This is a genomic window from Variovorax sp. ISS6 (genome assembly GCF_056523145.1).
Map to the genome: position 1 here is coordinate 3,012,634 of NZ_JAWRZC010000001.1, position 23,821 is coordinate 3,036,454.

At 70.1% G+C, this 23,821-nt stretch carries 23 protein-coding genes; 10 read left to right on the forward strand and 13 right to left on the reverse strand.

Annotation, left to right across the window (positions count from 1 at the left end):
- The first annotated feature begins 99 nt into the window (after positions 1–99).
- On the forward strand, positions 100–1,740 hold the full coding sequence (locus tag AC1HIL_RS13720) for a long-chain-fatty-acid--CoA ligase (protein ID WP_479671997.1): 1,641 nt from the start codon (positions 100–102) through the stop codon (positions 1,738–1,740).
- A 194-nt stretch (positions 1,741–1,934) separates the two neighbouring features.
- Here the strand turns inward: AC1HIL_RS13720 and AC1HIL_RS13725 are convergent, their stop codons facing one another.
- From AC1HIL_RS13725 to AC1HIL_RS13735, 3 genes are all read right to left on the reverse strand, one after another.
- Positions 1,935–3,203: an acyl-CoA thioesterase/bile acid-CoA:amino acid N-acyltransferase family protein gene (locus tag AC1HIL_RS13725; protein WP_479671998.1), complete on the reverse strand. Its 1,269-nt coding sequence runs from the start codon at positions 3,201–3,203 to the stop codon at positions 1,935–1,937.
- 35 nt (positions 3,204–3,238) lie between these two features.
- Entirely contained in the window at positions 3,239–4,033 is a 795-nt protein-coding gene (locus AC1HIL_RS13730) for an APH(3')-II family aminoglycoside O-phosphotransferase (RefSeq protein ID WP_479672493.1), read from the reverse strand.
- A gap of 86 nt (positions 4,034–4,119) precedes the next feature.
- The gene (locus AC1HIL_RS13735) at positions 4,120–4,386 is read right to left on the reverse strand and encodes a hypothetical protein (protein ID WP_479671999.1); all 267 of its coding nucleotides are present in this window, start codon (positions 4,384–4,386) and stop codon (positions 4,120–4,122) included.
- Between the two features lie 223 nt (positions 4,387–4,609).
- Between AC1HIL_RS13735 and AC1HIL_RS13740 the strand changes: the two genes are divergently transcribed.
- From AC1HIL_RS13740 to ligD, 5 genes are all read left to right on the forward strand, one after another.
- Complete coding sequence (locus AC1HIL_RS13740; protein WP_057589672.1) at positions 4,610–4,879, forward strand: hypothetical protein; 270 nt, start codon at positions 4,610–4,612, stop codon at positions 4,877–4,879.
- 116 nt (positions 4,880–4,995) lie between these two features.
- Entirely contained in the window at positions 4,996–5,223 is a 228-nt protein-coding gene (locus AC1HIL_RS13745) for a hypothetical protein (protein ID WP_479672000.1), read from the forward strand.
- Positions 5,224–5,307: 84 nt separating this feature from the next.
- Complete coding sequence (locus AC1HIL_RS13750; RefSeq protein WP_422097647.1) at positions 5,308–6,315, forward strand: lysylphosphatidylglycerol synthase domain-containing protein; 1,008 nt, start codon at positions 5,308–5,310, stop codon at positions 6,313–6,315.
- 233 nt (positions 6,316–6,548) lie between these two features.
- Complete coding sequence (locus tag AC1HIL_RS13755) at positions 6,549–7,067, forward strand: DUF4142 domain-containing protein (protein WP_479672001.1); 519 nt, start codon at positions 6,549–6,551, stop codon at positions 7,065–7,067.
- A 13-nt stretch (positions 7,068–7,080) separates the two neighbouring features.
- Positions 7,081–9,627, forward strand: coding sequence for a DNA ligase D (gene ligD, locus AC1HIL_RS13760; protein WP_479672002.1), 2,547 nt, complete (start codon positions 7,081–7,083; stop codon positions 9,625–9,627).
- Between the two features lie 18 nt (positions 9,628–9,645).
- Here the strand turns inward: ligD and AC1HIL_RS13765 are convergent, their stop codons facing one another.
- The 5 genes from AC1HIL_RS13765 to AC1HIL_RS13785 are packed head-to-tail and all read right to left on the reverse strand — an operon-like array spanning position 9,646 to position 14,839.
- Entirely contained in the window at positions 9,646–10,878 is a 1,233-nt protein-coding gene (locus AC1HIL_RS13765) for a porin (RefSeq protein WP_479672003.1), read from the reverse strand.
- Between the two features lie 11 nt (positions 10,879–10,889).
- Positions 10,890–11,861 carry a quinone oxidoreductase family protein gene (locus tag AC1HIL_RS13770; protein ID WP_057589678.1) on the reverse strand — a complete coding sequence of 324 codons (972 nt, stop codon included), beginning with the start codon at positions 11,859–11,861 and terminating at the stop codon, positions 10,890–10,892.
- Between the two features lie 31 nt (positions 11,862–11,892).
- The gene (locus AC1HIL_RS13775; protein ID WP_479672004.1) at positions 11,893–12,864 is read right to left on the reverse strand and encodes a Bug family tripartite tricarboxylate transporter substrate binding protein; all 972 of its coding nucleotides are present in this window, start codon (positions 12,862–12,864) and stop codon (positions 11,893–11,895) included.
- 22 nt (positions 12,865–12,886) lie between these two features.
- Positions 12,887–13,945 carry a beta-keto acid cleavage family enzyme gene (locus tag AC1HIL_RS13780; RefSeq protein WP_261210404.1) on the reverse strand — a complete coding sequence of 353 codons (1,059 nt, stop codon included), beginning with the start codon at positions 13,943–13,945 and terminating at the stop codon, positions 12,887–12,889.
- A 45-nt stretch (positions 13,946–13,990) separates the two neighbouring features.
- On the reverse strand, positions 13,991–14,839 hold the full coding sequence (locus AC1HIL_RS13785) for a TauD/TfdA dioxygenase family protein (protein WP_057589681.1): 849 nt from the start codon (positions 14,837–14,839) through the stop codon (positions 13,991–13,993).
- A 157-nt stretch (positions 14,840–14,996) separates the two neighbouring features.
- Here AC1HIL_RS13785 and AC1HIL_RS13790 point away from each other — a divergent pair, with 157 nt between their 5' ends.
- Positions 14,997–15,989 (forward strand): AraC family transcriptional regulator, encoded by a 993-nt coding sequence (locus AC1HIL_RS13790; RefSeq protein ID WP_261210407.1) that lies wholly within the window; start codon positions 14,997–14,999, stop codon positions 15,987–15,989.
- Here AC1HIL_RS13790 and AC1HIL_RS13795 read toward each other — a convergent pair.
- From AC1HIL_RS13795 to AC1HIL_RS13815, 5 genes are all read right to left on the reverse strand, one after another.
- Positions 15,976–16,209 carry a hypothetical protein gene (locus AC1HIL_RS13795; protein WP_412179323.1) on the reverse strand — a complete coding sequence of 78 codons (234 nt, stop codon included), beginning with the start codon at positions 16,207–16,209 and terminating at the stop codon, positions 15,976–15,978. The genes AC1HIL_RS13790 and AC1HIL_RS13795 overlap by 14 nt on opposite strands.
- 193 nt (positions 16,210–16,402) lie before the next feature.
- Positions 16,403–16,861 (reverse strand): nuclear transport factor 2 family protein, encoded by a 459-nt coding sequence (locus tag AC1HIL_RS13800; RefSeq protein ID WP_479672005.1) that lies wholly within the window; start codon positions 16,859–16,861, stop codon positions 16,403–16,405.
- Positions 16,862–17,076: 215 nt separating this feature from the next.
- On the reverse strand, positions 17,077–18,180 hold the full coding sequence (locus tag AC1HIL_RS13805) for a phosphatidate phosphatase App1 family protein (protein WP_479672006.1): 1,104 nt from the start codon (positions 18,178–18,180) through the stop codon (positions 17,077–17,079).
- On the reverse strand, positions 18,177–18,686 hold the full coding sequence (locus tag AC1HIL_RS13810; RefSeq protein ID WP_479672007.1) for a dihydrofolate reductase: 510 nt from the start codon (positions 18,684–18,686) through the stop codon (positions 18,177–18,179). The genes AC1HIL_RS13805 and AC1HIL_RS13810 overlap by 4 nt, the downstream gene beginning before the upstream one ends.
- A 70-nt stretch (positions 18,687–18,756) precedes the next feature.
- Positions 18,757–19,590 (reverse strand): thymidylate synthase, encoded by an 834-nt coding sequence (locus AC1HIL_RS13815; protein WP_261210415.1) that lies wholly within the window; start codon positions 19,588–19,590, stop codon positions 18,757–18,759.
- A gap of 132 nt (positions 19,591–19,722) precedes the next feature.
- On the opposite strand from AC1HIL_RS13815, the gene AC1HIL_RS13820 reads away from it, so the two are divergent.
- From AC1HIL_RS13820 to AC1HIL_RS13830, 3 genes are all read left to right on the forward strand, one after another.
- Positions 19,723–20,262 carry a sigma-70 family RNA polymerase sigma factor gene (locus tag AC1HIL_RS13820; RefSeq protein WP_479672008.1) on the forward strand — a complete coding sequence of 180 codons (540 nt, stop codon included), beginning with the start codon at positions 19,723–19,725 and terminating at the stop codon, positions 20,260–20,262.
- Complete coding sequence (locus AC1HIL_RS13825) at positions 20,259–21,275, forward strand: FecR domain-containing protein (protein WP_479672009.1); 1,017 nt, start codon at positions 20,259–20,261, stop codon at positions 21,273–21,275. Before AC1HIL_RS13820 ends, AC1HIL_RS13825 begins: the two co-directional genes overlap by 4 nt.
- A 104-nt stretch (positions 21,276–21,379) precedes the next feature.
- Positions 21,380–23,809 carry a TonB-dependent siderophore receptor gene (locus tag AC1HIL_RS13830; protein ID WP_479672010.1) on the forward strand — a complete coding sequence of 810 codons (2,430 nt, stop codon included), beginning with the start codon at positions 21,380–21,382 and terminating at the stop codon, positions 23,807–23,809.
- Positions 23,810–23,821 lie beyond the last annotated feature (12 nt).

A 23,821-nucleotide genomic window follows, 5' to 3' on the forward strand; every position in this document is an offset into this window, starting at 1 on the left:
CCATCATTTCGGCTGTTTTTTCGCGTCCTTCGCGAAACCTTCGCGTCCTCTGCGTCCGGATGTCCGCCTCCCCGAATCCCGGCAGAAAAGGAGACACCCATGTTCGGATTGATGCAGGACCGCCCGCTCTTGATCTCGTCGCTGATCGAGCATGCCGCCACCTTCCACCCGCACACCGAGATCGTGGTGCGCAGCGTCGAAGGACCGATCGTGCGCACCGACTACGGCGCGGTGCACCGGCGCGCGAAGCAGGTGGCCCACGCGATGGCGCAGCTCGGCATCGCCCCCGGCGACCGCGTGGGCACGCTGGCCTGGAACACGCACCGGCACCTGGCGCTGTACTTCGGCGTGTCGGGCGCGGGCGCGGTGCTGCACACCGTCAACCCGCGGCTCTTTCCCGAGCAGATCGACTACATCGTGAACCACGCCGAAGACAAGGTGCTGTTCTTCGACACCAGCTTCGCGCCGCTGGTCGAGAAGCTCGCGCCGGGCCTGCGCTCGGTGCGCGCCTTCATCGCGATGACCGACCGCGCCCACATGCCGGCTATCGACGTGCCGAACCTGCTGTGCTTCGACGAGCTGATCGATGCGCAGGGCGAGGACTACGACTGGCCCGAGTTCGACGAGCGCACGGCCTCGTCGCTGTGCTACACCTCGGGCACCACGGGCAATCCCAAGGGCGTGCTCTATTCGCACCGCTCGACCGTGCTGCACTCGCTGATGGAGTGCACGCCCGACACCTTCGGCGTGAACTCGGGCATGACCTTGCTGCTCGCGGTGCCGATGTTCCATGCCAATGCCTGGGGCATGCCGTACGCGGCGGCGATGGCCGGCGTCAAGCTGGTGATGCCCGGCCCGCATCTCGACGCGCAGAACCTCTACGAGCTGATGCGCGACGAGAAGGTCAGCATCTCGCAGGCCGTGCCCACCGTGTGGCTGATGCTGTTCCAGTACTTCGATGCCCATCCCGAACTCGATCCGCGCGCGCTGGGCCTCAAGCGCATCGGCCTCGGCGGCGCCGCCACGCCGCGCAGCATGATCGAGCGCTTCGAGCGCGACTTCGGCGCCGACTTCGTGCAGGGCTGGGGCATGACGGAGACCAGCCCGATCGGCGTGATCGGCAACCTGCTGCCCAAGCATGCGGCCTTGAGCGAGGACGAGAAGATCGGCATCAAGATGAAGCAGGGCCGCGGCGTCTGGGGCGTGGCGCTCAAGATCGTCGGCGAGGACGGCCGGCGCCTGCCGCACGACGGCAAGGCCTTCGGCCACCTGCATGTGCGCGGGCCGTGGATCGCGAGCGGCTATTTCCGCGGCGAGGGCGGCAGCGTGCTCGATGCCGAGGGCTTCTTCCCGACCGGCGACGTGGCCACCATCGATGCCGACGGCTATGTGCAGCTGGTCGACCGCGCGAAGGACGTGATCAAGTCGGGCGGCGAATGGATCTCGTCGATCGACCTCGAGAACGCGGCCAGCGCCCATCCGGCGGTGGCCGAGGCCGCGGTCATCGGCATTCCGCATCCGAAGTGGACCGAGCGGCCGCTGCTCATCGTGGTGAAGCGGCCCGGCAGCGAAGTGACCGCTTCGCAGCTGCGCGATTTCCTCGCGCAGCGCGTTGTCAAGTGGTGGCTGCCCGAGGATGTGGTCTTCGTCGACAGCCTGCCGCATACGGCCACCGGAAAGTTGCTCAAGACCCGCCTGCGGGAAATGTTCAAGGGATATGTCGCGGCCAAGTCGGTTTGATGACTTGTTCGATTTTTCTGTGGACAACTCTGTGGGTTGTGCGGGGAGCGGATTCGCGAAGCGAGGATTGGCGGGGCTTCCCGCCACATTGCCTGTTGAATAGGCAGGGGTGCGCGGGCGTGCAAAAAAGACTGCGCCACCCCGCGGTTCCGTCCGAAAAATCGTGGTAGAGCGACGGAAATCCGGGGGCGGTTTCAGCGCTGCAGTGCACCACGCAAGAAGGCGAGCATGCGTGGCCACGATGCACTGCGCGCCCGCGCATTGCCCTCGGGCGTGCCGCCCATGTCCATCGTTTCGCCGGATATCGCATGGACCGAGCGCGTCATGGTGGTCGGCGCGTTCGGCCACGCGATCGAATGGCCGGCGCGCGGGTAGCTCAGGTGCTCGGCGCGGTGCGGAAATCTTTTCTCGAGCAGGCGTTGCAGCGCGAAGTCGGCGAGATCGGTCGAGGGCCACAGGCCATCGGCCTCGCCCGAGATCAGCAGCACCGGGCCGTTGATCTTCTCGACCTTGATCGAGCTTCGCTCCAGCAGCGCGGGATCGCGCAGCGGGATCAGGTACCAGTCGAAGCTGTCTTCTCGCGCAAGGCCGTTGGCGACGGCTTCGTCCCACTGCGCATGCGTGAGCGTCGAGGCGGAAGCGATCTCCTGGCCGCCCAGCGTCCATGCGCCATGGCCGCTCGCCGGATAGGCGGGCCATACGATGCCGCTGGGCACATAGCCGATCACGCAGCCGATAACGGGAAAGTGCGCGCCGAGCAGCAGCGCGAGTTCGCCGCCGCGCGACACGCCCACGGTGCCGATGCGGTCGGCCCGCACGCCGGGCTGTTCGGCCAGCCATTCGAGCGCCGTGCCGAAGTACTCGAGCGGAATGCGGTCGAGCGTGGGCGGCAGGCCCTCGGCCGCGAAGTAGGCCAGCGCCAGCGCGGCGAAGCCATGCGAGGCGAGCAGCGCGGCCATCTCCTGCGACCACGCCAGGCCGCCGTTCGATCCGCCGAGCACGAGCACGGCCGGATGCGGACCCGCGCCCGCGGGTTCGAACAACCGGCCGACCAGGCCGCGTTCCCTGACCTCCTTTTGGCGCACGCCGTCGCCGACATACACGCGGCGGATCGAGGCCGCGATCGACGCCTCGTCGTTGCCGCGCACCGCGCGCAGCGTGGCGGTCAGCGGATCGTCGCTCAGTCCCGCGATGCCGCCGACGCGCTCGGGCGGTACCGGCGCACGCGACCAGAACAGGCCCATCGCGTCGACGCCTTGGTAGCTGCCCGCGACCGGCGACTGGCGCGTGGCATCGACCGCGCCGTTGGCATCGGCCACGAAGAAGGCTTCGGACTGCAGCACCTCGTGTCCGAAGCGGCTGCTCAGTTGGAGCGCGACGCGCTCGCCGGGTGCGAGACCGCGCAGGCGGATCTCCAGCGATTGGTCGACGAGGCACTGCGATGGCAGGGGATCGAATTTCATGCCCGCATTGTCCCCGCGCCACCTTCGGCGCACCTTCAGAAGAACTCGTCGAGCAGGCAGTAGAACGCGATGCGCTCGGCATCCGGCGCGATGCCGTAGCGTTCGAAGAAGGGCGCGGTCCAGGCCTCGCCGAGGTTGAAGCCGATGCTGCGCGCGGCCAGTGCGAGGTCCTGCCAGCGGTCGGCCACGCCGACGCGGCCGCAGTCGATGAAGCCCGTGAAGCCGTCGGCCGTTGCCATCAGGTTCGGCAGGCAGGCATCGCCGTGGGTCACGACGAGGTCTTCGCTCGCGGGCCGCGTCGCGCGCAGTCGCTCGAACAGATCGAGGGCGGTCCAGCCCGCGCGCTCGTCGTCGAAATCGCTCTCGTCGACCAGGCCGGCCACGGCGCGCGCGTGCGCGTCCTCGATCCGGTGTGCCAGGCGATGGTCGAAGGGGCAGGTGGCGACCGGCACCCGGTGCAGCAGGCGCAGCGCATCGGCCATGTGCACGACGATCTCGCCCGGGCGGAACGGGCCCGATGCGAGATCGCGGCCCGGCACGGCGCTCATCAGCAGCCAATGGCGATCGTGTTCGATGGCCTGGTCGAGCACCGCGGGCGCGGGCAGGTCCTGGCGCGCGAGCCATTCGAGCCGCGCGATCTCGCCCGGCAGTTCAGCGAGGGGCGCCACGGGCTCGGACTTGAGGAACAGGAGCTCGCCATCGGCGGTTTCGATGCGAAACACATCGGCGCCCGATTCGCCGATCGTCTGGCGCTGCCAGTGGGCATCGGCCAGGCGGGCGCGCCAGGCGTGAGGAAAAGGGGCAGCGGATTCAAGCGCGAAGGACTCCAGGGCGTGGCGCGGATGGCGCGGCACGCATCCTCGTCGCTCGCGCCCGCCTTTTCAAGCAAGCCACCACCGGCCCGCGGGCCGTTGCGCTAGTCCTTCTTCGGCGCGTAGGCGGCGTCCTCTTCCGCGTGGCCCAGCACGATCTGGCCCTCGGTGACGAAGCGGTCGAACTCGATGCGCGGGATCGCGGCGGTCAGCGGATTGCCGTCCTCGGTCCAGGTCAGCACCACGCTGTCGTCCGCGACCAGCGCCTGGCAGACGCCTTCGGGAATGCGGATCTGCGGGCCATCGCCCGCGCGGAACTCGACCACGCCGGCGATGCGGGCGTCGAGGCGTGAAGTGGCGGTGGTATTCATGGTCGTGGAGGTCCTCGGGTTGGAAGTCCAAAGCCTCGCCGAAGACAGGGGGAGGCCGGCGTGGGACGACATCGCCGATGCGCGCAGGCGCAGCGTCGCGAGGCCTTTGGTGTTGTAGGCGGATTCCTGCACGGGGACGCGAAATCGTCCTCGCAAAAGCTGGCGCGCGGCGCGCTCTAGTCGGCGCGACGAAACAAGATGCAACCCGCTGGAGACAAGAGAGATGAACTTCGAAGGAATCTATTGCTTCGACACCGCCACGGTGCGCTTCGCGTTCTACCCGCATGGTCCGCAGGGCCAGCGCGTGCTGGCCGAGATCACGGAAGACGCGCTACACGATGAATTCGGCGTGCGCGAGGGCGGCCCCCAGTTGCTCGAGGCCTGCCGCGCCTACTTCGACGCGATCGAGGCCAAGGCCCGGGAACGCTACCGCGACGAGCCGCGCTGCCTGATCTCGCTGACCTCGGAAGACTTCATCCGCATTCCCCGCTGAGGCGGGCGCCCTCGCGGCGACGGCCCAGGGCGCGTGTTGTCCTACGCGCCACGGCGGGCCGCTTTCCAGAATGGATGGATGCACCGAGTGCTTTCCCTTTCTGGAAGGAGAACCCCATGGCCTCGAAGATCGACACCCGCGACCCCAAGGACACCAGCAAGCCCTTTCCGTTTCCCACCGCCGAGTCGCACGGCAAGCCCGCCCCCGAACACGACAAGCCCACCCACGAGGCACCGAGCGAGGACGCGCTCGACAGCGGCGTGGAAGAGTCCTTTCCCGCCAGCGACCCGGTGTCGGTGACGGTCACCAAGGTCAAGCTGCCACCGGGCAAGGCCGACTCCTGATCCGGGCCATCGCTTCCGGACTACGCGCACAAGCGCTGGCGGCGACTGTTGGGTAGCCGGACCGATCCCGAAGATCGGCTCACGATGCCACAGACCGCCGCCACAGCCACACTCTCTCGCGAGGCGGACCGCACCGACGCCGCCTCCGTTCCCCAAGGCCTCTGGCGCCGCTGCAAGCGTTGGGCGTTGCCCGCGCTCGGCATCGTGGTGCTGGGCCTCCTGCTCTCGCATGCGCACAAGGTCGATTGGGCCGGCGCCTGGCATGCGCTGCAGCGCTATCCGCTCGGGCTGCTGCTCGGCGTGCTCGCGCTCTCGACCGCCAGCCATGCGCTCTACGGCTGCTTCGACCTGCTCGGCCGGCTGCACACGCGTCACAAGCTCGGCGCGCTGCGCACCTGGGCCATCGCGGTCACGAGCTATGCCTTCAACCTGAACCTGGGCTCGCTGGTGGGCGGCGTGGCGATGCGCGCGCGGCTCTATGCGCGCGCGGGCCTCGACGAGGCCACGGTGGCGCAGATCGTGGGCGTGAGCCTCGCCACCAACTGGCTGGGCTACGGCCTGCTGGCAGGCGGCCTGTTCGCCGCCGGCGCGATCGATCCGCCGCGCGAGGCGCACCTGGGCGTGATCGCGTTCCGCGCGCTCGGCGTGCTGATGATCGCGCTGGCCATCGGCTACGTGATCGCCTGCGGCGTCGCGCGCGGCAAGCGCTGGACCCTGCGCGGGCGCAACGTGCAATTGCCCTCGGCACGGCTCGCGCTGCTGCAGATCTCGCTGTCGGCCTGCAACTGGGCGCTGATGGGCGCGGCGATGTACCTGCTGCTGGGACAGAAGGTGCCGTACGCGACCACGCTGTCGGTGTTGATGGCGGCCTCGATCGTGGGCGTGTTCACGCCCATTCCCGCCGGGCTCGGCGTGCTCGAGGCCGTGTACCTCGCGCTGCTGTCGGGCAGCGTGCGGCAGGGCACGCTGATGGGCGCGGTGCTGGCCTACCGCGCGCTCTACTACCTGCTGCCGCTGGGCGGTGGGGTGCTGATGTACCTGCTGCTCGAGCGCCATGCGTCGAGCCATCCGGCCGCGGCCGAGACGGGTTGAACGCGGCGGTGTGCGCCTCGGCTTGTGCGCGCAAGGGGCGGCTTCCTACGTCCGCAGCCGCATGGCGGGCGCAGCGTGGTCCCAGGTGGCCATCGCCGGCCCGTGGCGAGCCTTCCGATGGCCTTGTCCTCCCATTGCAGATCGCGAGGTCCGGCATGCATTCCATTTCGACGCTCCGCCATTCGTCCCGGGGACGGGCCCGCGCGATCGCGTGCGCCATCGTGCTCGGCGGCGTGGCATCCACGCCCCCGGCCTTCGCGGCCGAACCTGCCGTGCAGGTCGCCCAGGCCGGCGCGCTCAGCGCACCCGACCGCAGCCTGATGAGCCTGGCCGCCGGCGCCGGGCTCTACGAGGTCGAGGTCTCGAAGCTCGCCGCCTCGAAGGCCGTGAGCGCGGACGTGAAGGACTACGCGCTGATGCTCGCGAAGCACCACGGCGAATCGAACGAGGCACTGCGCCGGCTGGCCGCGCGCAAGTCGGTGCCGCTGGTGGCCGAGATCCCGGCCGACAAGAAGGCGCGCATCGAGGCGCTGCAGGGGCTGTCGGGCGAGGGTTTCGACCGGGCCTATGTGGACCGCGTGGGCATCCAGGACCACGAGGCCGACATCCGCCTGTTCGAGAACATGGCGCGCGACGCCAACGATGCCGACCTGCGCGCCTTCGCCGAGAAGACGCTGCCGGCACTCAAGGAGCACCTGAACGCCGCCAAGACGATGGCGGGCAACCGGCGGCAGGCGCCGGCATCGCAGTGACACCCGCTCCCGCATGGCGCGCACCGCCGCACTGAAGCGCTACCAGGCCAAGCGCAATTTCGACATCACGCCCGAGCCCGCCGGGGGCGGCGAGTCGCTGCCCGGCGCATTGCAGTTCGTGGTGCAGAAGCACTGGGCGCGCAGCCTCCACTACGACCTCCGCATCGAGATCGACGGCACGATGAAGAGCTGGGCCGTGCCCAAGGGGCCGAGCTACGACCCGCACGACAAGCGCATGGCGATGCATGTGGAAGACCACCCGGTGTCGTACAACGCCTTCGAGGGCGAGATTCCCGCGAAGCAGTACGGCGCGGGCAAGGTGATCGTCTGGGACAAGGGCTTCTGGGTGCCGCTGGGCAATGTGCGCAAGGACTACCGCGCGGGTCACATCAAGTTCGAGCTGCATGGTCACAAGCTGCGCGGCCGCTGGGCACTGGTGCGCATGAAGGCGCGCAAGGAGGGCAGCGGCGACCCGTGGCTGCTGATCAAGGAGCGCGACGAGTTCGCGCGCGAGGCCGCGGAATTCAGCGTGGTCGACCAGTTCCCCGACAGCGTGGCCGCGCTCGCGATGCCGCGGGCGGGCTCGGTGTCGAAGCCCGCCGCGAAGAAGGCGGCGCGAAAGCGTTCCCAGTGGCCCGACGGTGCCGTCGAGGCCGAGCCTCCGCCCAAGCTCGCGCCGGTGCTCGCCACGCTGGTCGACGGGCCGCCGCCCGATCCCGGCGACTGGGTCTACGAGATCAAGTTCGACGGCTACCGGCTGCTCGCGCGCATCGAGGGCAAGACGGTGCGGCTGTTCACGCGCAACGGTCATGACTGGAGCGAGCGCATGCCGCACCTGGTGCGCGCGATCCAGCGCCTGAAGCTGAAGCCGGGCTGGCTCGACGGCGAGATCGTGGTGCTCGACGAGGCCGGCCGCACCGACTTCCAGGCGCTGCAGAGCGCCTTCGACAACACGCGCACCCAGGACATCGTCTATTTCCTGTTCGACCTGCCGTACTACGACGGCCACGACCTGCGGGCCGTGCCGCTGGTCGAGCGGCGCGCGCTGCTCGAGCGGCTGCTTGCCGATCCGCCGCCCGAGATCCGCTTCAGCGCGGTCTTCGACGCACCGCCCGAGGACATCGTGGCCTCGGCCTGCCGCATCGGGCTCGAGGGCGTGATCGGCAAGCGGCGCGACAGTGCCTACCGCTCGCGCCGGTCGCCCGACTGGATCAAGCTCAAGTGCGCGCGCAGGCAGGAGTTCGTGGTCGGCGGCTACACCGACCCGCAGGGCTCGCGCACGGGCTTCGGCTCGCTGCTGCTCGGCGTGCATGACGAACACGGCGAGCTGGTGTTCGCGGGCGGCGTGGGCACGGGCTTCAACGAGCGTTCGCTGGCCGAGATCTTCGCGCGGCTGAAGCCCCTGGCCATCGACCAACGTCCGTTCAAGCGGCGCATCGAGAACGAGCGCCGCGCGCACTGGGTGAAGCCGGTGCTGGTGGCCGAGGTCACGTTCTCCGAGTGGACGCAGGACGGCCATGTGCGCCACCCGGTGTTCCATGCGTTGCGCAGCGACAAGCCCGCGAAGCAGATCGTGCGCGAGGCGCCGGTGCCCGCGCGCGCGGCGGACCGGGAGCAGGCGAAGACCCAGACGAAAGGCCCGGCCGCCACCTTGCCCGCGAACTTCAAGGTCTCGCATGCCGAGCGCGTGGTCGATGCGTCGAGCGGCATCACCAAGGTCGAGGTGGTGCGCTTCTACGGCCTGGTCGCGCCACTGATGATGGAGCACCTGCGCGGCCGGCCGGTGTCGCTGGTGCGCGCGCCGCGCGGCATCGGCGGGCAGCTGTTCTTCCAGAAGCACCTCGAGGACGGCAGCATCGAGGGCGTGCGCCAGCTCGATGCCGCGCTGTGGCCCGAACATCCCGCGCTGATCGAGGTGGCGGCCGCGCTCGGCCTGCCGGGCGCGGCGCAGATGAACGTGATCGAGCTGCACACCTGGAACGCCGTCAAGTCCGCGATCGACAAGCCCGACCGCATGACCTTCGACCTCGACCCCGGCGAGGGCGTCGACTGGCCCGCGATGCTGCAGGCGGTGGAGCTGATGCGCGTGATCCTGGTCGAGCTCGGGCTCGTGCCCTTCTGCAAGACCAGCGGCGGCAAGGGCCTGCACGTGGTGGTGCCGTTGCGCCGCGTGCACGGCTGGGATGCTGTGAAGGATTTCTCGCAGGCCATCGTGCGTCACATGGCGCGCACCTTGCCGCAACTCTTCGTGGCGAAGAGCGGACCCTCGAACCGCGTGGGCCGCATCTTCATCGACTACCTGCGCAACGGCTTCGGCGCGACCACGGTCAGCGCCTGGTCGCTGCGCGCGCGGCCGGGCATGGGCGTGTCGGTGCCGGTGGCATGGGACGAGGTGCCCGAGCTGCGCGGCGGCGCGCACTGGACCTTGCGCGACATCCATACGAGGCTCGATCGCGGCAATGCGCCGTGGGAGGGCTATGCGAAGGCGGCGCGCAGTCCGAATGCGGCGATGAAGATGCTCGGCTTCGATGCGAAGAAGGCCGGTGGCCGCGGGCGTTGACGCGCGGGTCCCGCGCGATCAGAAGGCGTGCCGGATGCCGACGTCGTAGCCGGTCGCGCCGCGCGGCTCCATGCCGCCCTTGGTGACGTAGGCCGCCTGCGGAAAGATCGCCGGCAGGCTCAGCACCAGCGGGGTGACACCCATCACGCCGGGGTTGTTGTGGCCGTCGCGGATGGCGATGCGCGCCACCGTCGCATAGAGCGCGGTGCGCCTGGACAGGTTGTGCACGTAGCCCAGCGCCAGCTTGTCGACCGAGGCGTTGCCGCCGGGCACGCCGTTGCCGTTGCCGTTGCCGAAATTCACGCGCGCGAACGAGGCGCGCACGATGCCCGGCCCCACCGGCATGTTCAGGCCGGCGACGAAGCCGTCGTAGCGGTCGGTGGCCCGGCTGCCGAACAGGCCGGCGTCGTCGCGCGCATTCCGCACGCGCGACCATTCGCCGAACAGCTTCACCGCGCCGAAGTCGTAGGAGCCGCCGAGGTTCAGGCTCCTGATCTTCTCGCCGCGGGGCGCGGCGCTCACGAGCGTGCTCTCGCCGTAGCCCAGCGCCACGTCGGCCGGACCGTCGGTCCATCCCACGCGCGCGCCGGCATAGCGGCCGCGCCCGGACGGGCTGTCGCTCGCGTCGCTCGCCTTCACGTTCTCGTGGAAGGCGTACTGCACCTGGCCGTAGAAGCCGCCGAGCCCCGGCGGCAGGAAGTAGCTGAGGGCGTTGCTGGTGCGCAGGTAGCTGTCGGTGCCGGCGGAGAGCGCGCCGTTGAGCAGTCCGCCGGTGGCGAGTGCCCGCGAGGCGGCGAGGTTGCTGTTGACCACGGCGATCAGGTTGGTGCCGACGCCGTTGACGCCGAAGGGATCGAAGACGCCGTCGTTCCAGAACGAGGCGGTGTAGTCGCGGCCCAGGCGCAGCTCGCCGAACGGTCCCGAGAGGCTCAGGGTGGAACGGCGGCCGAAGTTGCCGATGCCGCCGCCGTTGTCGTTGGCCAGCGGCGCCTCGAGCCAGAAGCCGGCCGCGAGGCCGCCGCCCAGGTCCTCGGTGCCGCGAAAGCCCAGCCGGCTGGACGCGTAGCCCGAGGGCGAGAGCGCGGTCTGGCTCTGCGTGACCTGGCGCGGCGCCGCGAGACCCCAGGACCGGCTGCGGGTGCTGTAGTGGCTGATGCCGGCGTCGACGACGCCGAACACGGTGAGGGAGGATTGCGCGGCGGCACCGCCCGTCGCGGCCAGAAGCGACAGGGCCAGCGTGGTGGTCTTCATGGCGGGCTTCCTCAGGGGACCAGCACGGTCGATCCGGCCGTCTGGCGCGACTCGAGCGCGCGATGGGCCTGCGCCGCATCGGCGAGCGCGAAGCTGCGTTGCGGCTCGCTGACGATGCGCCCGGCCAGCACGTGGTCGAACAGCTCGCGCGCCATCTCGAGCATGTGGGCGCGCGGCTGGATGTAGTGCGCCATCGCCGGCCGCGTCATCCACAGCGAGCCCTTGGCCGCGAGCAACTGCGAGTCGATCACCACCGAGCCCGAGGAGGTGCCGTTGCTGACCAGCGTGCCGCGCGGCTGCAGGCAGTCCAGCGAATCCATCAACGTGTCCTTGCCCACCGAGTCGTAGACCACCGGCACGCCGCGGCCGCCGGTGATCTCGCGCACGCGCTCGACGGTGTTCTCGCGCGCGGTCACGATGACGTGGGCGCAGCCGGCGGCCCGGGCGAGCGCCGCCTTCTCGTCGGTGCCGACGGTGCCGATCATGGTGACGCCCAGGGCGCGCGCCCACTGGCAGGCGATCAGGCCGACGCCGCCGGCGGCCGCGTGGTAGAGGATGGTCTCGCCGGCCTGCAGCGGACGGACCTGGCGGAACAGGTACTGCGCCGTCATGCCCTTCATCATCAGCGTGGCGGCGGTGCGGTCGGGGAGACCCTCGGGCAGCGGGATCAGCACCGCGGCGGGCATTACGCGGACCTGCGAGTAGGCGCCCTGCGGACCCGTGAGATAGCCCACGCGGTCCCCGGGCCTGACCTCCGTCACGCCGGGGCCGACGGCCTCCACCACGCCGACCGCGTCCGAGCCCAGCCCGTCGGGCAGCGCCAGCGGATAGCGGCCGGTGCGGAAGTAGATGTCGATGAAGTTGACCGCGATGAAGCTGTGGCGCACGCGCGCCTGGCCGGGACCGGGGTCCGCGACCTCGACGTTCTCGAGCCGCAGGACCTCGGGACCGCCGGTCTCGTGGAAGCGGATGGCTTGGGGCATGGCGATGTCTCCTCGTTGTTCTGGATGGTGTTCAGTTCAGGCGGATGTCGTAGCGCTTGACGATGCCGGCGTTGCGGGTGAACTCCTCGCGCAGTGCCTCCTGCGCCTGCGCGGGCGTGCGGTCCGCCATCGGCTCGAAGCCGGCGTTGGCCACGCTCGCGCGCACCGCCGGGTTGGCCGCGACCTTGCGCAGCACCGCGTGGATCTTCTCGACCAGCGGCGCCGGCATCTGCGAGGACGCGATCACGCCGGTCCAGTTGGCGAAGTCGAGCGCCGGGTAGCCGAGTTCGGCGAAGGTGGGCACGGCGGGAAATTCGGGCAGCCGGGCCTGGGTCGCGACCGCCAGCAGCCGCACCCGGTTGGCGGCGATCAGCGGCCGGGCCGTGACCGAGCCGTCGAACATCAGCGGCACCTGGCCGCCCATGACCTGCGCCAGCGCGGGCGCGGAACCGGGGTAGGGCACGTGCTGCATGTCGAGCCCGGCCGCCTGGTTGAGGATGGCGCCCGCGTACTGCGAGGCCGTGCCCGCGCTGTAGGAGGCGTAGGAGACCTGGCCCGGATGGGCCTTCACATAGGCGATCGCCTCCTTCGCATCCCTGGCCGGGAACTGCGGCGAGGCGATCAGCAGCAGCGAGGAGCGCGCCATCAGCGCGACCGGCTGCACGTCCTTGAGCGGATCGAAGCCGCCCTTGAGCACGTGCGGCACCTCGGTGAGCACGTTGCTGGCGGTCATCATCAGCGTCTGGCCGTCGGCCGGCTGGGACAGCAGGTACTTGACGGCGATCGCCCCGCCGGCGCCCGGCCTGTTCTCGACCACCACCGGCTGGCCGATGTCGCGCGAGAGCTGGTCGCCCACGATGCGCGCGAGCACGTCGATGGTGCCGCCCGGCGGCGCGGGGACGATCATCTTGACCGGCTTGTCGGTGTAGGCATGGGTCCAGGGCGAGCCCAGCGCCGACGCGGCGGCGACGAGCAGGGCGGCGAAGTGCGTGAGGCGCGGCATGGCTGCTCCTGTGCGTGGAGGTTCAGGCGGCCTTGCGCAGGAAGCCCTGCTGGCCGCCGTTGCGGTTGGGCGCGAAGCCGTTGGCCCGAAGCGTTTCTTCCACCGTGTCGTGGAACACGCCGATCCGCGAGATCTCGCGCGCCTGTTGCGCGGTCGCGATCGGGCGGCCGAATTCGCGCGCGATGCGCACCAGCTGCTCGACCTGCGCGGCGGTGCCGATCTTGGCGGTGCGCGACTGGTTCCAGAGGTTGTCCTCGGTGCCGCAGCGCACGTGCAGGCCCATGGCGATGCCCATCATGTTGACCGGCAGCACGTTGAGCACCGAGCTCTCCACCGTGAGCACCGCGCCGTCGGGCACCGCGCGCACGAAGTTGGCGAGGTTGTAGATGTTCGGCGCGTCCATGCCGCCGCCGATCGCGACCCAGTTGAGCACCAGCGGGCCCTTGTAGATGCCGCGGCGCATCAGCCGCTCGACCGACTCGAAGCTGTTGATGTTGTAGCACTGGAAGGCGCTCTGGATGCCCGCGGCGCTGAGGCGGCGGATGTGCTCCTCGGCCCAGCCCGGTTGCGCCGGCACCGTCATCTCCTTGTAGGCGTTGAAGACGACCGGGTCCTCCATCGAGGTGCCGCGGATGTCGCGCAGGTCGAACTGCTCGAGGATGTTCATCTGCGAGGTGTTGACCGTCACCGTGACCTGGTCCGGCTTGGGGTCGAGCTCGGCCAGCATGTGGCGCGTGTCGTCCGACAGCCACTTGGCGGCCGCGCCCTCGCTCTCGGGCGCGAACGAGATCGAGCCGCCGACCTGGATGATCATCTCGGGCACGCGGGCCCGCACGCCGGCGATCAGCTCGTTGAACTTCGACAGGCGCTTGGAACCCTTGCCGTCGAGTTCGCGCACGTGCAGGTGCAGCACGGTGGCGCCGGCTTCGTAGCAGTCCACCGCCTTCTGCACCTGCTCCTCCATCGTCACGGCGATCTCGCCCGGGAAGTCCGAAGGCAGCCAGGACGGCGCGTAGGGGGCGGCGGTGATGATCAGCGGCTGCTGGTTTTCGGGGAACAGGTGACCGTCTAGGAAATTCATCGAGGGCTCCGGGGATGCGGGTGGTGCGAAGGGGGAAAAGGCGGGTCAGGCGGTCGGCGTGCCGACGATGCCGGCGCGTTCCATCTTGCGGTGGCAGGGCGGGTAGTCCATCACCGCGTAGTGCTGCGTGGCGCGGTTGTCCCAGATCGCCACGCTGTCGGGCTGCCAGCGCCAGCGCACCTGGTATTCGGGGATGGCGGCCTGATTGACGAGGTACTGCAGCAGCGCCGACGCGCCCTGCGTGAAATCCTGGCCGTAGCGCACGTTGGCGGGCGTGTGGAAGTTGGTGAAGTGCGTCGTGAAGCCGTTGACGTACAGCACCCGCTCGCCCGTCTCGGGATGGACGCGCACCACGGGATGCTCCGCATCGGGGTAGCGGGCCTTGAGCGCGAGGCGCTGCGCGATCGGCATTGCCGCGCCGAAGGTGCATTCGATGCTGTGGCGGGCGCGCAGCGGCGCGATCAGTGCCTTCACGTGCTCGGGCAGGCGCTCGTAGGCCAGCGCCATGTTGGCCCACATCGTGTCGCCGCCCACGGGCGGGCACTCGACGCAGCGCAGCACGCAGCCCATCGGCGGCGTCTCGCGCCAGCTGGCGTCGGTGTGCCAGCTGTTCTCGTAGCGGTCGTTGGGCGCGTCCGGCGTCTTGTAGATGCGCACCAGCCCCGGGTGCTCCGGATCGCTGCCCGCGACCGGGTGGTCCTCCAGTTCGCCGAAGCGCCGCGCGAAGGCGACGTGCTCGGCCCGGCTGATCTTCTGATCGCGCAGGAACAGCACCTTGTGCCGCAGCAGCAGCGCCCGGATTTCCTCGAACAGGCCGTCGTCCCGGGCCGCATCGGCCAGGCTGATGCCATCGAGCCGCGCGCCGATGGCGCAGGTCAACGCTTCGATCCGCATGTCTTGTCTCCGTGCTTTTTCTTGGGTCTTCCGCCCCGGCCTCCGGGGTGCGGGCATGGGGGCGACTGTAGGAGCGGGGGGGCGGCGCCGCTTTGCATTCCGTGCCATTCGCTGTGCATTTGGTGCCAGAATTTCCGCCACCCTGGAAAGGCCCGGCATGACGGCACTGATTCGCGCGGCGGCGCTGACGAACTTCTCGGAGGTTGCGCAGGAACTCGGTCACGACCCCGGCGCGGCGCTGCGCAGGGCGGGACTGCGCGCACGGATGGTCCGCGAGCCGGACCAGTTGATCGAGGCCGATCGCGTGGCCCGCCTGCTCGAGGACGCGGCGCGCGACACGGCCTGCGAGTCCTTCGGCCTGCGCATTGCCGCGCGGCGCCAGCTATCGAACTTCGGGGTGGTCAGCCTGCTGCTGATGCACCAGCCGACGCTGCGGCAGGTGCTGCTCACGCTGATCGAGCACCTGCACCTGCTCAACGAAAGGCTGGCGATCCAGGTGGAGGATGTCGGCAAGCTGGTGCTGCTGCGCGAGGAACTGGTCATGTCCATGCCGGCCCGGCAGTCGATCGAGCTGGCGATCGGCGTGCTCTACCGGATGTGCGCGGCGCTGCTGGGCGACCGGTGGCGGCCCGCCAGCGTGAGCTTCACCCACGGGCCGCCCGCCGACGCGGCCTTTCACCGCCGCTTCTTCCAATGCCCGGTCGAGTTCGACGGCAGTTTCAACGGGCTGGTCTGCCGCGCGGCGGATCTGGACGTGGCCAATCCCGGGGCCGATGCCGTGCTCGCCGCCTATGCGCGCAAGCTGATCGATGCCGTGCCCGGCGAGCGCGAGCGCTCGATCGACCAGGAGGTGCGCAAGGCCATCTACCTGATGCTGCCGGCGGGGCGTGCCACCTGCAAGTCGGTGGCGCAGGGCCTGGGGCTCAGCATGCGCACCTTGCAGCGCCAGCTCGATGCGCGCGAGCTGACCTTCAAGCAACTGGTCAACGACGTGCGCCAGGAACTCGCGCGGCGCTACGTGGCCAATGGCCGCCACAGCCTGGGCGAGGTGGCGGCGATGCTGGGCTACAGCACGCACAGTGCCTTCACCCGGTGGTTCGGCACCCAGTTCGGTTGTTCGCCCGAAGCCTGGCGCGCTACAGCTCGATGAACGCCGAGGTCGCCTTGTTCAGCGCGAGCATGCCCTTGGCCGTGATGCTCTCGACCTGGGCCAGCTGGCGGATCGCGCGGCCTTGCGGGTTGCGCTCCGAAGGGGGAATGAAGGCCGTCACGAGGTCCGCCGCGCGCAGCACGCGCAGCTTGTCGATCTCGGCGGGCGCGTGCACGACGTATGGCAATTTCTGCTCGGCGATGGTCCGAAGAAACTCCATGGGCATATGCCGTCTCCTTGAACGTTGATGGCAATGGGTTCGTGACATTGTGCGCAGAAACTCTTAGGGCAGCCTAAACCCTGCGCCGCTCGTGCCTATGTCAGCTGGCAGTCCGGCAGTACGGAAGCACTCTTTTTCGTAAAGCGTCGCGCGTGGCGCGGCGCTTCGTTTCCAGCGGTGTCGCGAGCGCCTGTCAGAACATGCCGTTCGAATTGGCGCGCTGAATGTTCGGTGCGAGCCAGGGGACCGAATTCTTCGGATGGCCCACGGGCTGCAGCGTGTCCCAATGCTCGATCGCCTTTCCGTCGGCATCCATCTTGTAGATGTCGACGCCGGCAATCCCGGGGTCTTCCGGATCGTCATTGAACAGGTTCAGGAATTCCACATGGGCCCACACGTGGTCGCCGATGGCGGCGATCTTGTGGACCACGACGCGGGCCAGCACGCGCTCCCTGGTGAGCTTGCCGAAAAATTCCCCCAAGGCCTGCGCGCCATCGCCGATCAGGGGGGTGTGCTGGATATAGGCGGCGCTGACGAACCGGTGCACCGACTCTTCGGCCTTCTTCTGGTTGATCACCAGTTCGTAGAAGCCCAGGATGTTGTTCTTGTTGCGCACGGCACGACTGTCGCTCGGGTCGACGAGTTCGATCATGTTTGTTTCTCCCTGCATATGAAGCGTTAATCAATTGAAGGAATCCAGAATTACTCTTTTCGAAAGTTTTTCTGGAGACCGTCAACGAAGCTATCACCGCAATTGGCAGGAGGAGATGGCCTATCGGCCCCGTGCACGCATCGATCGTGCGGGCCGTCACGATCGGGCATTGGAATTCTTGTGCAACGCAGCGCGAGCACGCCGCGCGCAAGGCTCTAACGCACGGCCTGGGTCTGCGCCTGCATCGGCCACGCCGTCGTGTCGGGCGCGACGAGGTGCCACATCACCGGGTCGATGCCCTCGAAGGTGGCGCGGTAGCGCTGCGACAGCCGCCCTTCGCCGGTCACGTCGCGGATCACGATGCCGTCGATGCGCCCGGGGTTGTCGCGGAACACCCTGGCGTAGATCTCGGGATCGGCCTCGCCCGAATCGCCGACCAGCACGAAGCGGCGCTGCGGGAAGTCGGCCAGCAGGCGCGCGATCACGCCGAGCTTGTGGGCGCGCGAATCCTCGTCGCCCGGAATCAGCGTGCGCCAGGTCGTGCTCTCGCGCAGGTGCATGCTGCCCGGCGGAAAACCCGCCTCGCGCACGAACTCCGCGAGCGGCGGATAGAGCTGGATCGGGCTGGCCGACAGGTAGTGGAAGCGCGTGTCGGGCGCACTCGCGAGCGCGCGGTACCAGCCGGCCATGTGGGGCGCGGGCTCGAAGCGGCGCGCGAAGGTGTTGAGCAGCATCTCGCGCCGCTCGCGCACCTGGGTGCGCTTGATGGTGTCGTCGATGTCCGAGATCACCGACAGGCCCTGTGCCGGCACGATCAGCGCGCGGCCGCGGAAACGGTGCAGCAGTTCGCCGGGGCCGGTGACCGCGTGGAACTCGAGCCACTGCTGCGCGGGCGGCAGCCGCGGCACCTCGATTACCTGCCGCACGTTGACGCGGCCGTCGGCGCCCGAGGGCGGCATGGTCTTGCGCCCGGGGCTGCCGTCGAATTCCACGTCGAACACCTTGCCGTCCTCCGACTCGGCATGGAACAGCGCGGTGCGCTGGTTGAAGCGCAGCTGCGCGGCCGGCGAGAGCTTCTTGAGGTTGAGACCGAGGTAGCGCGCGAAGGCGGCGTTGAGGCCCCAGCGGCGCTCGCGCTCGTAGACCCAGGCATGGATGTCGACCTCGAGCCGGCCATCGTCGGTGGGCCGCGCGGTGCCGTTCATGAACAGCGCCTCCTCGTCGGGCTCCATCGGCTCGGCCGCCAGCGCAGGTGCGATGCCGCCGGCCGCCAGCGCCGCGCCGGCCAGCAGCGTGCGCCGGCGCAGCGCCAGTGTCATGCGCCGGCCGTGACGCGTTCGTACGTCACGAAGCTGAAGGCCAGGCCGTCCTTGGCCGACACGTGCGATTCGCGCTGCGTCTCGCGCCAGGCGCTGGCGTCGAGCACCGGCGCGAAGGCGTCGCCCTCGTAGTCGCGCGCGATCTCGGTGACCAGTGCGCGGCGCGCGAGGGGCTCGGCCTCGGCATAGATCTGCGCGCCGCCGATCACCCAGACATCGGGCGCCTCGAGCCGCTCGCAGGCTTCGATGGCCTCGCGCAGGCTGCCCGCGCGCTGCGCGCCCTCGGCCTGCCAGCCGGCCTGGCGCGTGACCACGATGTTGCGCCGCCCCGGCAGCGGCCGGAAGCGCGGCGGCAGCGAGTCCCAGGTCTTGCGGCCCATGATGACCGGCGCGCCCAGCGTGCGCGCCTTGAAGTGCGCCATGTCCTCGGGCAGGTGCCAGGGAATGGTGTTGGCGGCGCCGATGACGCCGTTGGCGGCACGCGCGAAGATGAGGTTGAGGTTCATGGCGAGGGGAAGGCGGGTTCGAAGCGGCCCGATTTTGACCGCATCCGCACCCCTTGGCCCCCGCGGCCGATCAGACGGCCACCGGCGCCTTGATCGGGTCGTGGTGCCGGTAGTCCTCGAACTCGAAATCCTCGTACCGGTAGTCGAAGATCGAGTCGGGCCGGCGCTTGATGCGCAGCGTGGGATAGGGGTAGGGCTCGCGGCTCAGTTGCAGCGCGACCTGCTCGGCGTGGTTGCTGTAGATGTGGCAGTCGCCGCCGGTCCAGATGAAGTCGCCGACGTCGAGGTCGCACTGCTGCGCCATCATGTGCGTGAGCAGCGCGTAGCTCGCGATGTTGAAGGGCACGCCGAGGAAGATGTCGGCGCTGCGCTGGTAGAGCTGGCAGCTGAGCCGGCCGCGCTCGCCGTCGTTCTGCGGCGGCGCCACGTAGAACTGGAAGAAGGCGTGGCAGGGCATCAGCGCCATCTTCGAGAGCTCGGCCACGTTCCAGGCGCTCACGATGATGCGGCGCGAATCGGGGTTGGACTTGAGCGTCTTCACGACCTCGGCGATCTGGTCGATGTGGCCGCCGTCGGGCGTGGGCCAGCTGCGCCACTGCACGCCGTACACCGGGCCCAGGTCGCCGTCCTCGCGCGCCCACTCGTCCCAGATGGTGACGCCGCGTTCCTTGAGCCAGTTGTTGTTGCTCGAGCCGGTCAGGAACCACAGCAGCTCCTGGATGATGGACTTCACGTGCACCTTCTTTGTGGTGACCAGCGGGAAGCCCTCGTTGAGGTCGAAGCGCATCTGGTGGCCGAACACGCTCCTGGTGCCGGTGCCGGTGCGGTCGCTCTTGTACACGCCGTGGGTGTCGACGTGGCGCATGAAGTCTTCGTACTGGGAGCGGATGGGGCGTTGGGTCATGGCGGTGAAAACGGCGCGCCCCGGACGGCGGGGCATGGCCCCGAATCTTATTCGGACGCGGACCGGCCCGTCCGGACCCCGGGCGAGCCCTTAAGATGAGAACTATTCTCAACATTCCGCCGCAGCCATCCCGTGTCCGCCCCCGCCATCGACGACAGTCTCCAGGTGCTCTACCGCAGCCATCACGGCTGGCTGCAGGCCTGGCTGCGCCGCCGGCTGGGCTGCGCCGAGGATGCGGCCGACCTCGCGCACGATGCCTTCGTGCGGCTGCTGGCCGCGCGCCCGCCGCAGGCGGCGCCGGTCGAGATGAAGGAGCCGCGGGCCTACCTGACGACGGTGGCGCGCGGCCTGCTGATCGACCGCTTCCGCCGCGCCGACCTGGAGCGCGCCTACCTCGCCGACCTCGCGGCGCTGCCGCCGGCGCTCTATCCCTCGCCCGAGGAGCAGCTGCAGGCGGTGCAGGCGCTGCGTGCGCTCGACGCGCTGCTCGCGAGCCTCACGCCCAAGACCCGCGCCGCCTGGCTGCACAGCCGCCTCGACGGCATGACCCATGCCGAGATCGCGGCGCAGCTCGGCGTGTCGGTGCCGCGGGTGCGGCAGTACCTGGCGACGGCCGCGCGCCGCGGCTACGAACTGCGTTTCGGCGTCGCGCTGCCGGCAGCGTCGGCATGAGCGCGCAGGCCTCGGCCTCGCTGCCGGTCTCCGCGGCCGTGCTCGACGCGGCGATCGGCTGGCAGTTGCGCCTGGGCTCGGGCGAGGCCGGCGCGCGCGATGCCGAAGGCCTGCGCCGCTGGCTCGACGCCCACGCCGACCACCGGCGCGCCTGGGCCCAGCTCGGCGAGCTCGACGCCCAACTGGCGCCCGCGCGCAGCGAGGCCGTGCGTTCGGCGCTGGTGCGCAGCGGCGCCGCGCGGCGCTGGAAGCAGTCCGCGGGCGTGCTGGGGCTGCTGGCCGCGCTGCTGCTGGGGCTCGGTGCCGTCGACCGCTTCGAGCCGCTGGCCACCCTGAGCGCGGACTACCGAACCGGCACCGGCGAGCGGCTCACCGTGGTGCTGCCCGACCGCAGCGTGCTGCACCTCGACACCCGCAGCGCGGTCGACCTGGCCTTCGATGGCAGCCGGCGCGCGATCGTGCTGCGCGCGGGCGAGATCGCCATCGAGACCGCCCATGGCGACGCGGCCGAGCAGCGTCCCTTCGTCGTGCTCACGCCCGAGGGCAGCCTGCGCGCGCTGGGCACGCGCTTCGTCGTGCGCCGTCTCGACGACGGCGCCGGCACCCGGCTCACGGTCACGCAGTCCGCGGTGGCGGCACGGCCGGCCGGCTGCGCGGCCGATCCGGCGCAGGCTTGCGAAGGCGAACGCATCGTGCAGCAGGGCCAGAGCCTGGAACTGCATGCCGACGGCGCCGGCACCCCCGGCCCCGCGCGTCCCGACGCCGATGCCTGGAAGGACGGCATGCTGGTGGTCGACGACCAGCCGCTCGCCGAGGTGGTGGCCGAACTCGCGCGCTACCGGCCCGGCCACCTCGCGGTCGACCCGCGCGTGGCCGGCCTGCGCGTGACCGGCACGCTGCCGCTGGACGACACCGACAAGGCGCTGCTGGCGCTCACCGCCGCGGTGCCGGTCGAACTCGTGGGCGGCACGCGCTGGTGGCAGCGCATCGAGCCGAGGCAGGCGCCGCGCTGAGGAGAAGACCGGCCGACTTTTTTCGGCCGCCCCCTCTCACTTTTCGAACCTCGTCCGGCAAGCAGGAAGAGAACCCTCGTCCTTCCCCTGCCTGGAGTCCCGCCTTGTCCTCGTCCTTCCCGTTCCGTCCGACCCCGCTCGTCGCCGCGCTGCTCTTCGCCACCGCCATGCCGGTCCTGCTGCCGACCCCGGCCCGCGCGCAGGCGCAGGCCGCCCCCGTGCTGCGCGACTACGACCTGCCGCCCGGCCCGCTCGGCGCCACGCTCAACCGCATCGCGCGCGAGGCCGGGCTGGCGCTGACGGTCGATGCCGCGCTGGTCGGCCAGCGCGCCTCGGCGCCGGTGCGCGGCCGCTACGACGCACCGCAGGCGCTGCGCCGCGCGCTGGCCGACAGCGGCCTCGAGCTGTTGCCGACCGACGCGGGCGGCTACACCGTGCGCGCGGGCGCGCCGGCCGCCTCCACCGCGCCGCAGGTGGTGGCGCCCGCGCCGTCGGCCATGCTGGCCGAAGTGCGCGTGAATGCCGAGCGCGGCGCCGACGGCGGGCCGGCCGATGGCTACATCGCGCGCCACAGCACGGCCGGCACCAAGACCGACACGCCGATCCTCGAGACGCCGCAGTCGATCTCGGTGGTCACGGCCGAGCAGATCGAGGCCCAGCAGCCCACCAGCCTGGTCGACGCCTTCAACTACACGGCCGGCGTGAGGCGCTCGGAAGGCGCCGACCGCACCACCGACTCGTTCGTGATCCGCGGCTTCCAGGCCGGCGCCGGCACGGGCAGCCTCTACCGCGACGGCTCGAAGTTCATGGTCAACGCCTACGACGGCCAGCAGGAGCTCTACGGGCTCGAGCGCGCCGAGGTGCTCAAGGGCGCGGCCTCGCTGCTCTACGGCACGGCCGCGCCCGGCGGCGTGGTCAACACCGTCACCAAGCAGCCCACGGCCGAGCCGCTGCGCGAGCTGGGCGTGGAGCTCGGCAACCGCGACCGCCGCCAGATCAAGGGCGACTTCGGCGGCAAGCTCGACGAGCAGGGCACGCTGACCTACCGGCTCACGGGCCTCGTGCGCGACAGCAACACCTTCATCGACTACGTGCCCGACGACCGGCGCTTCCTGTCGGGCGCGATCCGCTGGCAGCCGAGCGCGGCGACCTCGCTCACGCTGCAGGCCGAGTACCTGCGCAACCGCACCGACTACGTGTACGGGCTGGCCGGCGGCGTCACGATCCTGCCCAACATCCACGGCCCGGTGCCGAGCAGCCGCTACACCGGCACGCCGGGGCGCGACCGCTACGCCGGCACCAACACCGCCCTCGGCTACCGTTTCGAGCATGCCTTCAGCGATCGCCTGAAGCTGCGCCACAGCGCGCATGCCTTCCGTTCGGAAGTCGACTTCCCGAGCACCTCCGCCTCCGGCGTGAGTCCTGACGGCGCCAGCTCCACCTCGCACGAGTCCTACGACCGCCGCGACCGCTCGCGTGCGCGCACCACCGACACCTCGCTCGAGTACCGCGTCGACACCGGCCCCGTCGCGCACACGCTGCTGGCCGGCGTGGACACCACCTACCAGTCCTACACCACGCGGCGCGCGTCGCGCGAGATCGCCACGCAGTTCAACTACTACGCGCCGAACTACGTCTACGTCGCGGGTGCGCCGGTGCCGAACACCTACTTCCCCGACATGGCCGGCAACGCCACCGGGCTGTACCTGCAGGACCAGATGAAGATCGCCGGGCGCTGGGTGGTGGTGCTCGGCGCGCGGCACGACCGCGTGACCGACCGCCAGGTGCCGGTCGACGGCGAGACCGCGAACTCGAAGGAGAAGACCTCGGCCACCACCGGCCGCGCCGGCCTGGTCTACCTGGCCGACAACGGCCTCGCGCCGTTCGCGAGCTTCAGCCAGTCGTTCCAGCCGCAAAGCGGCGTCGACCGCATGGGCGCGCGCTTCGAGCCCACGCGCGGCGAGCAGTACGAGCTCGGCCTGCGCTACCAGCCGCCGGGCAGCGACACCCTGCTGAGCGCGGCCGTCTACCAGCTCAGGCAGCAGAACGTGCTGTCCACCGACCCCGTCGACACCGGCTTCTCGGTGCAGACCGGCGAGGTGCGCTCGCGCGGGCTGGAGATCGAGTTGCGCACGCGCATCGGCCGCTCCGCCAGCCTGATCGCCGCCTATGCCTACACCGACGCGCGCGTCACCGCCGACACCACCGCCGCCAACGTCGGCAAGCGGCGCGGCAACGTGCCCTACAACACCTTCTCGGCCTGGGGCGAGTACGACTTCGGCGCGGCCGGCGCGCCGGGCCTGCGCGCGGGGCTGGGCGTGCGCCACGTGGGCGCCTCCACCGGGCTCTACGTGAACGGCATCGTGCCCTCGTACACCGTGTTCGACGCGATGGTGTCGTACGACACCGGCCACTGGCGCTACGCGTTCAACCTCACGAACCTGGCCGACAAGGCCTACATCGCCTCGTGCACCTACGGCTGCTTCTACGGCGAGCGGCGCAAGGCGGTGGCGTCCGCGACCTACCGCTGGTAGGTCGCAGCGCTT

What these genes read in the sequence shown, in the direction of transcription:
- AC1HIL_RS13720 (WP_479671997.1), top strand. Translation starts at nt 100, where the DNA reads ATGTTCGGATTGATGCAGGACCGCCCGCTCTTGATCTCGTCGCTGATC.
- AC1HIL_RS13725 (WP_479671998.1), bottom strand. Translation starts at nt 3,203, where the DNA reads ATGAAATTCGATCCCCTGCCATCGCAGTGCCTCGTCGACCAATCGCTG.
- AC1HIL_RS13735 (WP_479671999.1), bottom strand. Translation starts at nt 4,386, where the DNA reads ATGAATACCACCGCCACTTCACGCCTCGACGCCCGCATCGCCGGCGTG.
- AC1HIL_RS13740 (WP_057589672.1), top strand. Translation starts at nt 4,610, where the DNA reads ATGAACTTCGAAGGAATCTATTGCTTCGACACCGCCACGGTGCGCTTC.
- AC1HIL_RS13745 (WP_479672000.1), top strand. Translation starts at nt 4,996, where the DNA reads ATGGCCTCGAAGATCGACACCCGCGACCCCAAGGACACCAGCAAGCCC.
- AC1HIL_RS13750 (WP_422097647.1), top strand. Translation starts at nt 5,308, where the DNA reads ATGCCACAGACCGCCGCCACAGCCACACTCTCTCGCGAGGCGGACCGC.
- ligD (WP_479672002.1), top strand. Translation starts at nt 7,081, where the DNA reads ATGGCGCGCACCGCCGCACTGAAGCGCTACCAGGCCAAGCGCAATTTC.
- AC1HIL_RS13765 (WP_479672003.1), bottom strand. Translation starts at nt 10,878, where the DNA reads ATGAAGACCACCACGCTGGCCCTGTCGCTTCTGGCCGCGACGGGCGGT.
- AC1HIL_RS13770 (WP_057589678.1), bottom strand. Translation starts at nt 11,861, where the DNA reads ATGCCCCAAGCCATCCGCTTCCACGAGACCGGCGGTCCCGAGGTCCTG.
- AC1HIL_RS13775 (WP_479672004.1), bottom strand. Translation starts at nt 12,864, where the DNA reads ATGCCGCGCCTCACGCACTTCGCCGCCCTGCTCGTCGCCGCCGCGTCG.
- AC1HIL_RS13780 (WP_261210404.1), bottom strand. Translation starts at nt 13,945, where the DNA reads ATGAATTTCCTAGACGGTCACCTGTTCCCCGAAAACCAGCAGCCGCTG.
- AC1HIL_RS13785 (WP_057589681.1), bottom strand. Translation starts at nt 14,839, where the DNA reads ATGCGGATCGAAGCGTTGACCTGCGCCATCGGCGCGCGGCTCGATGGC.
- AC1HIL_RS13790 (WP_261210407.1), top strand. Translation starts at nt 14,997, where the DNA reads ATGACGGCACTGATTCGCGCGGCGGCGCTGACGAACTTCTCGGAGGTT.
- AC1HIL_RS13795 (WP_412179323.1), bottom strand. Translation starts at nt 16,209, where the DNA reads ATGGAGTTTCTTCGGACCATCGCCGAGCAGAAATTGCCATACGTCGTG.
- AC1HIL_RS13800 (WP_479672005.1), bottom strand. Translation starts at nt 16,861, where the DNA reads ATGATCGAACTCGTCGACCCGAGCGACAGTCGTGCCGTGCGCAACAAG.
- AC1HIL_RS13805 (WP_479672006.1), bottom strand. Translation starts at nt 18,180, where the DNA reads ATGACACTGGCGCTGCGCCGGCGCACGCTGCTGGCCGGCGCGGCGCTG.
- AC1HIL_RS13810 (WP_479672007.1), bottom strand. Translation starts at nt 18,686, where the DNA reads ATGAACCTCAACCTCATCTTCGCGCGTGCCGCCAACGGCGTCATCGGC.
- AC1HIL_RS13815 (WP_261210415.1), bottom strand. Translation starts at nt 19,590, where the DNA reads ATGACCCAACGCCCCATCCGCTCCCAGTACGAAGACTTCATGCGCCAC.
- AC1HIL_RS13825 (WP_479672009.1), top strand. Translation starts at nt 20,259, where the DNA reads ATGAGCGCGCAGGCCTCGGCCTCGCTGCCGGTCTCCGCGGCCGTGCTC.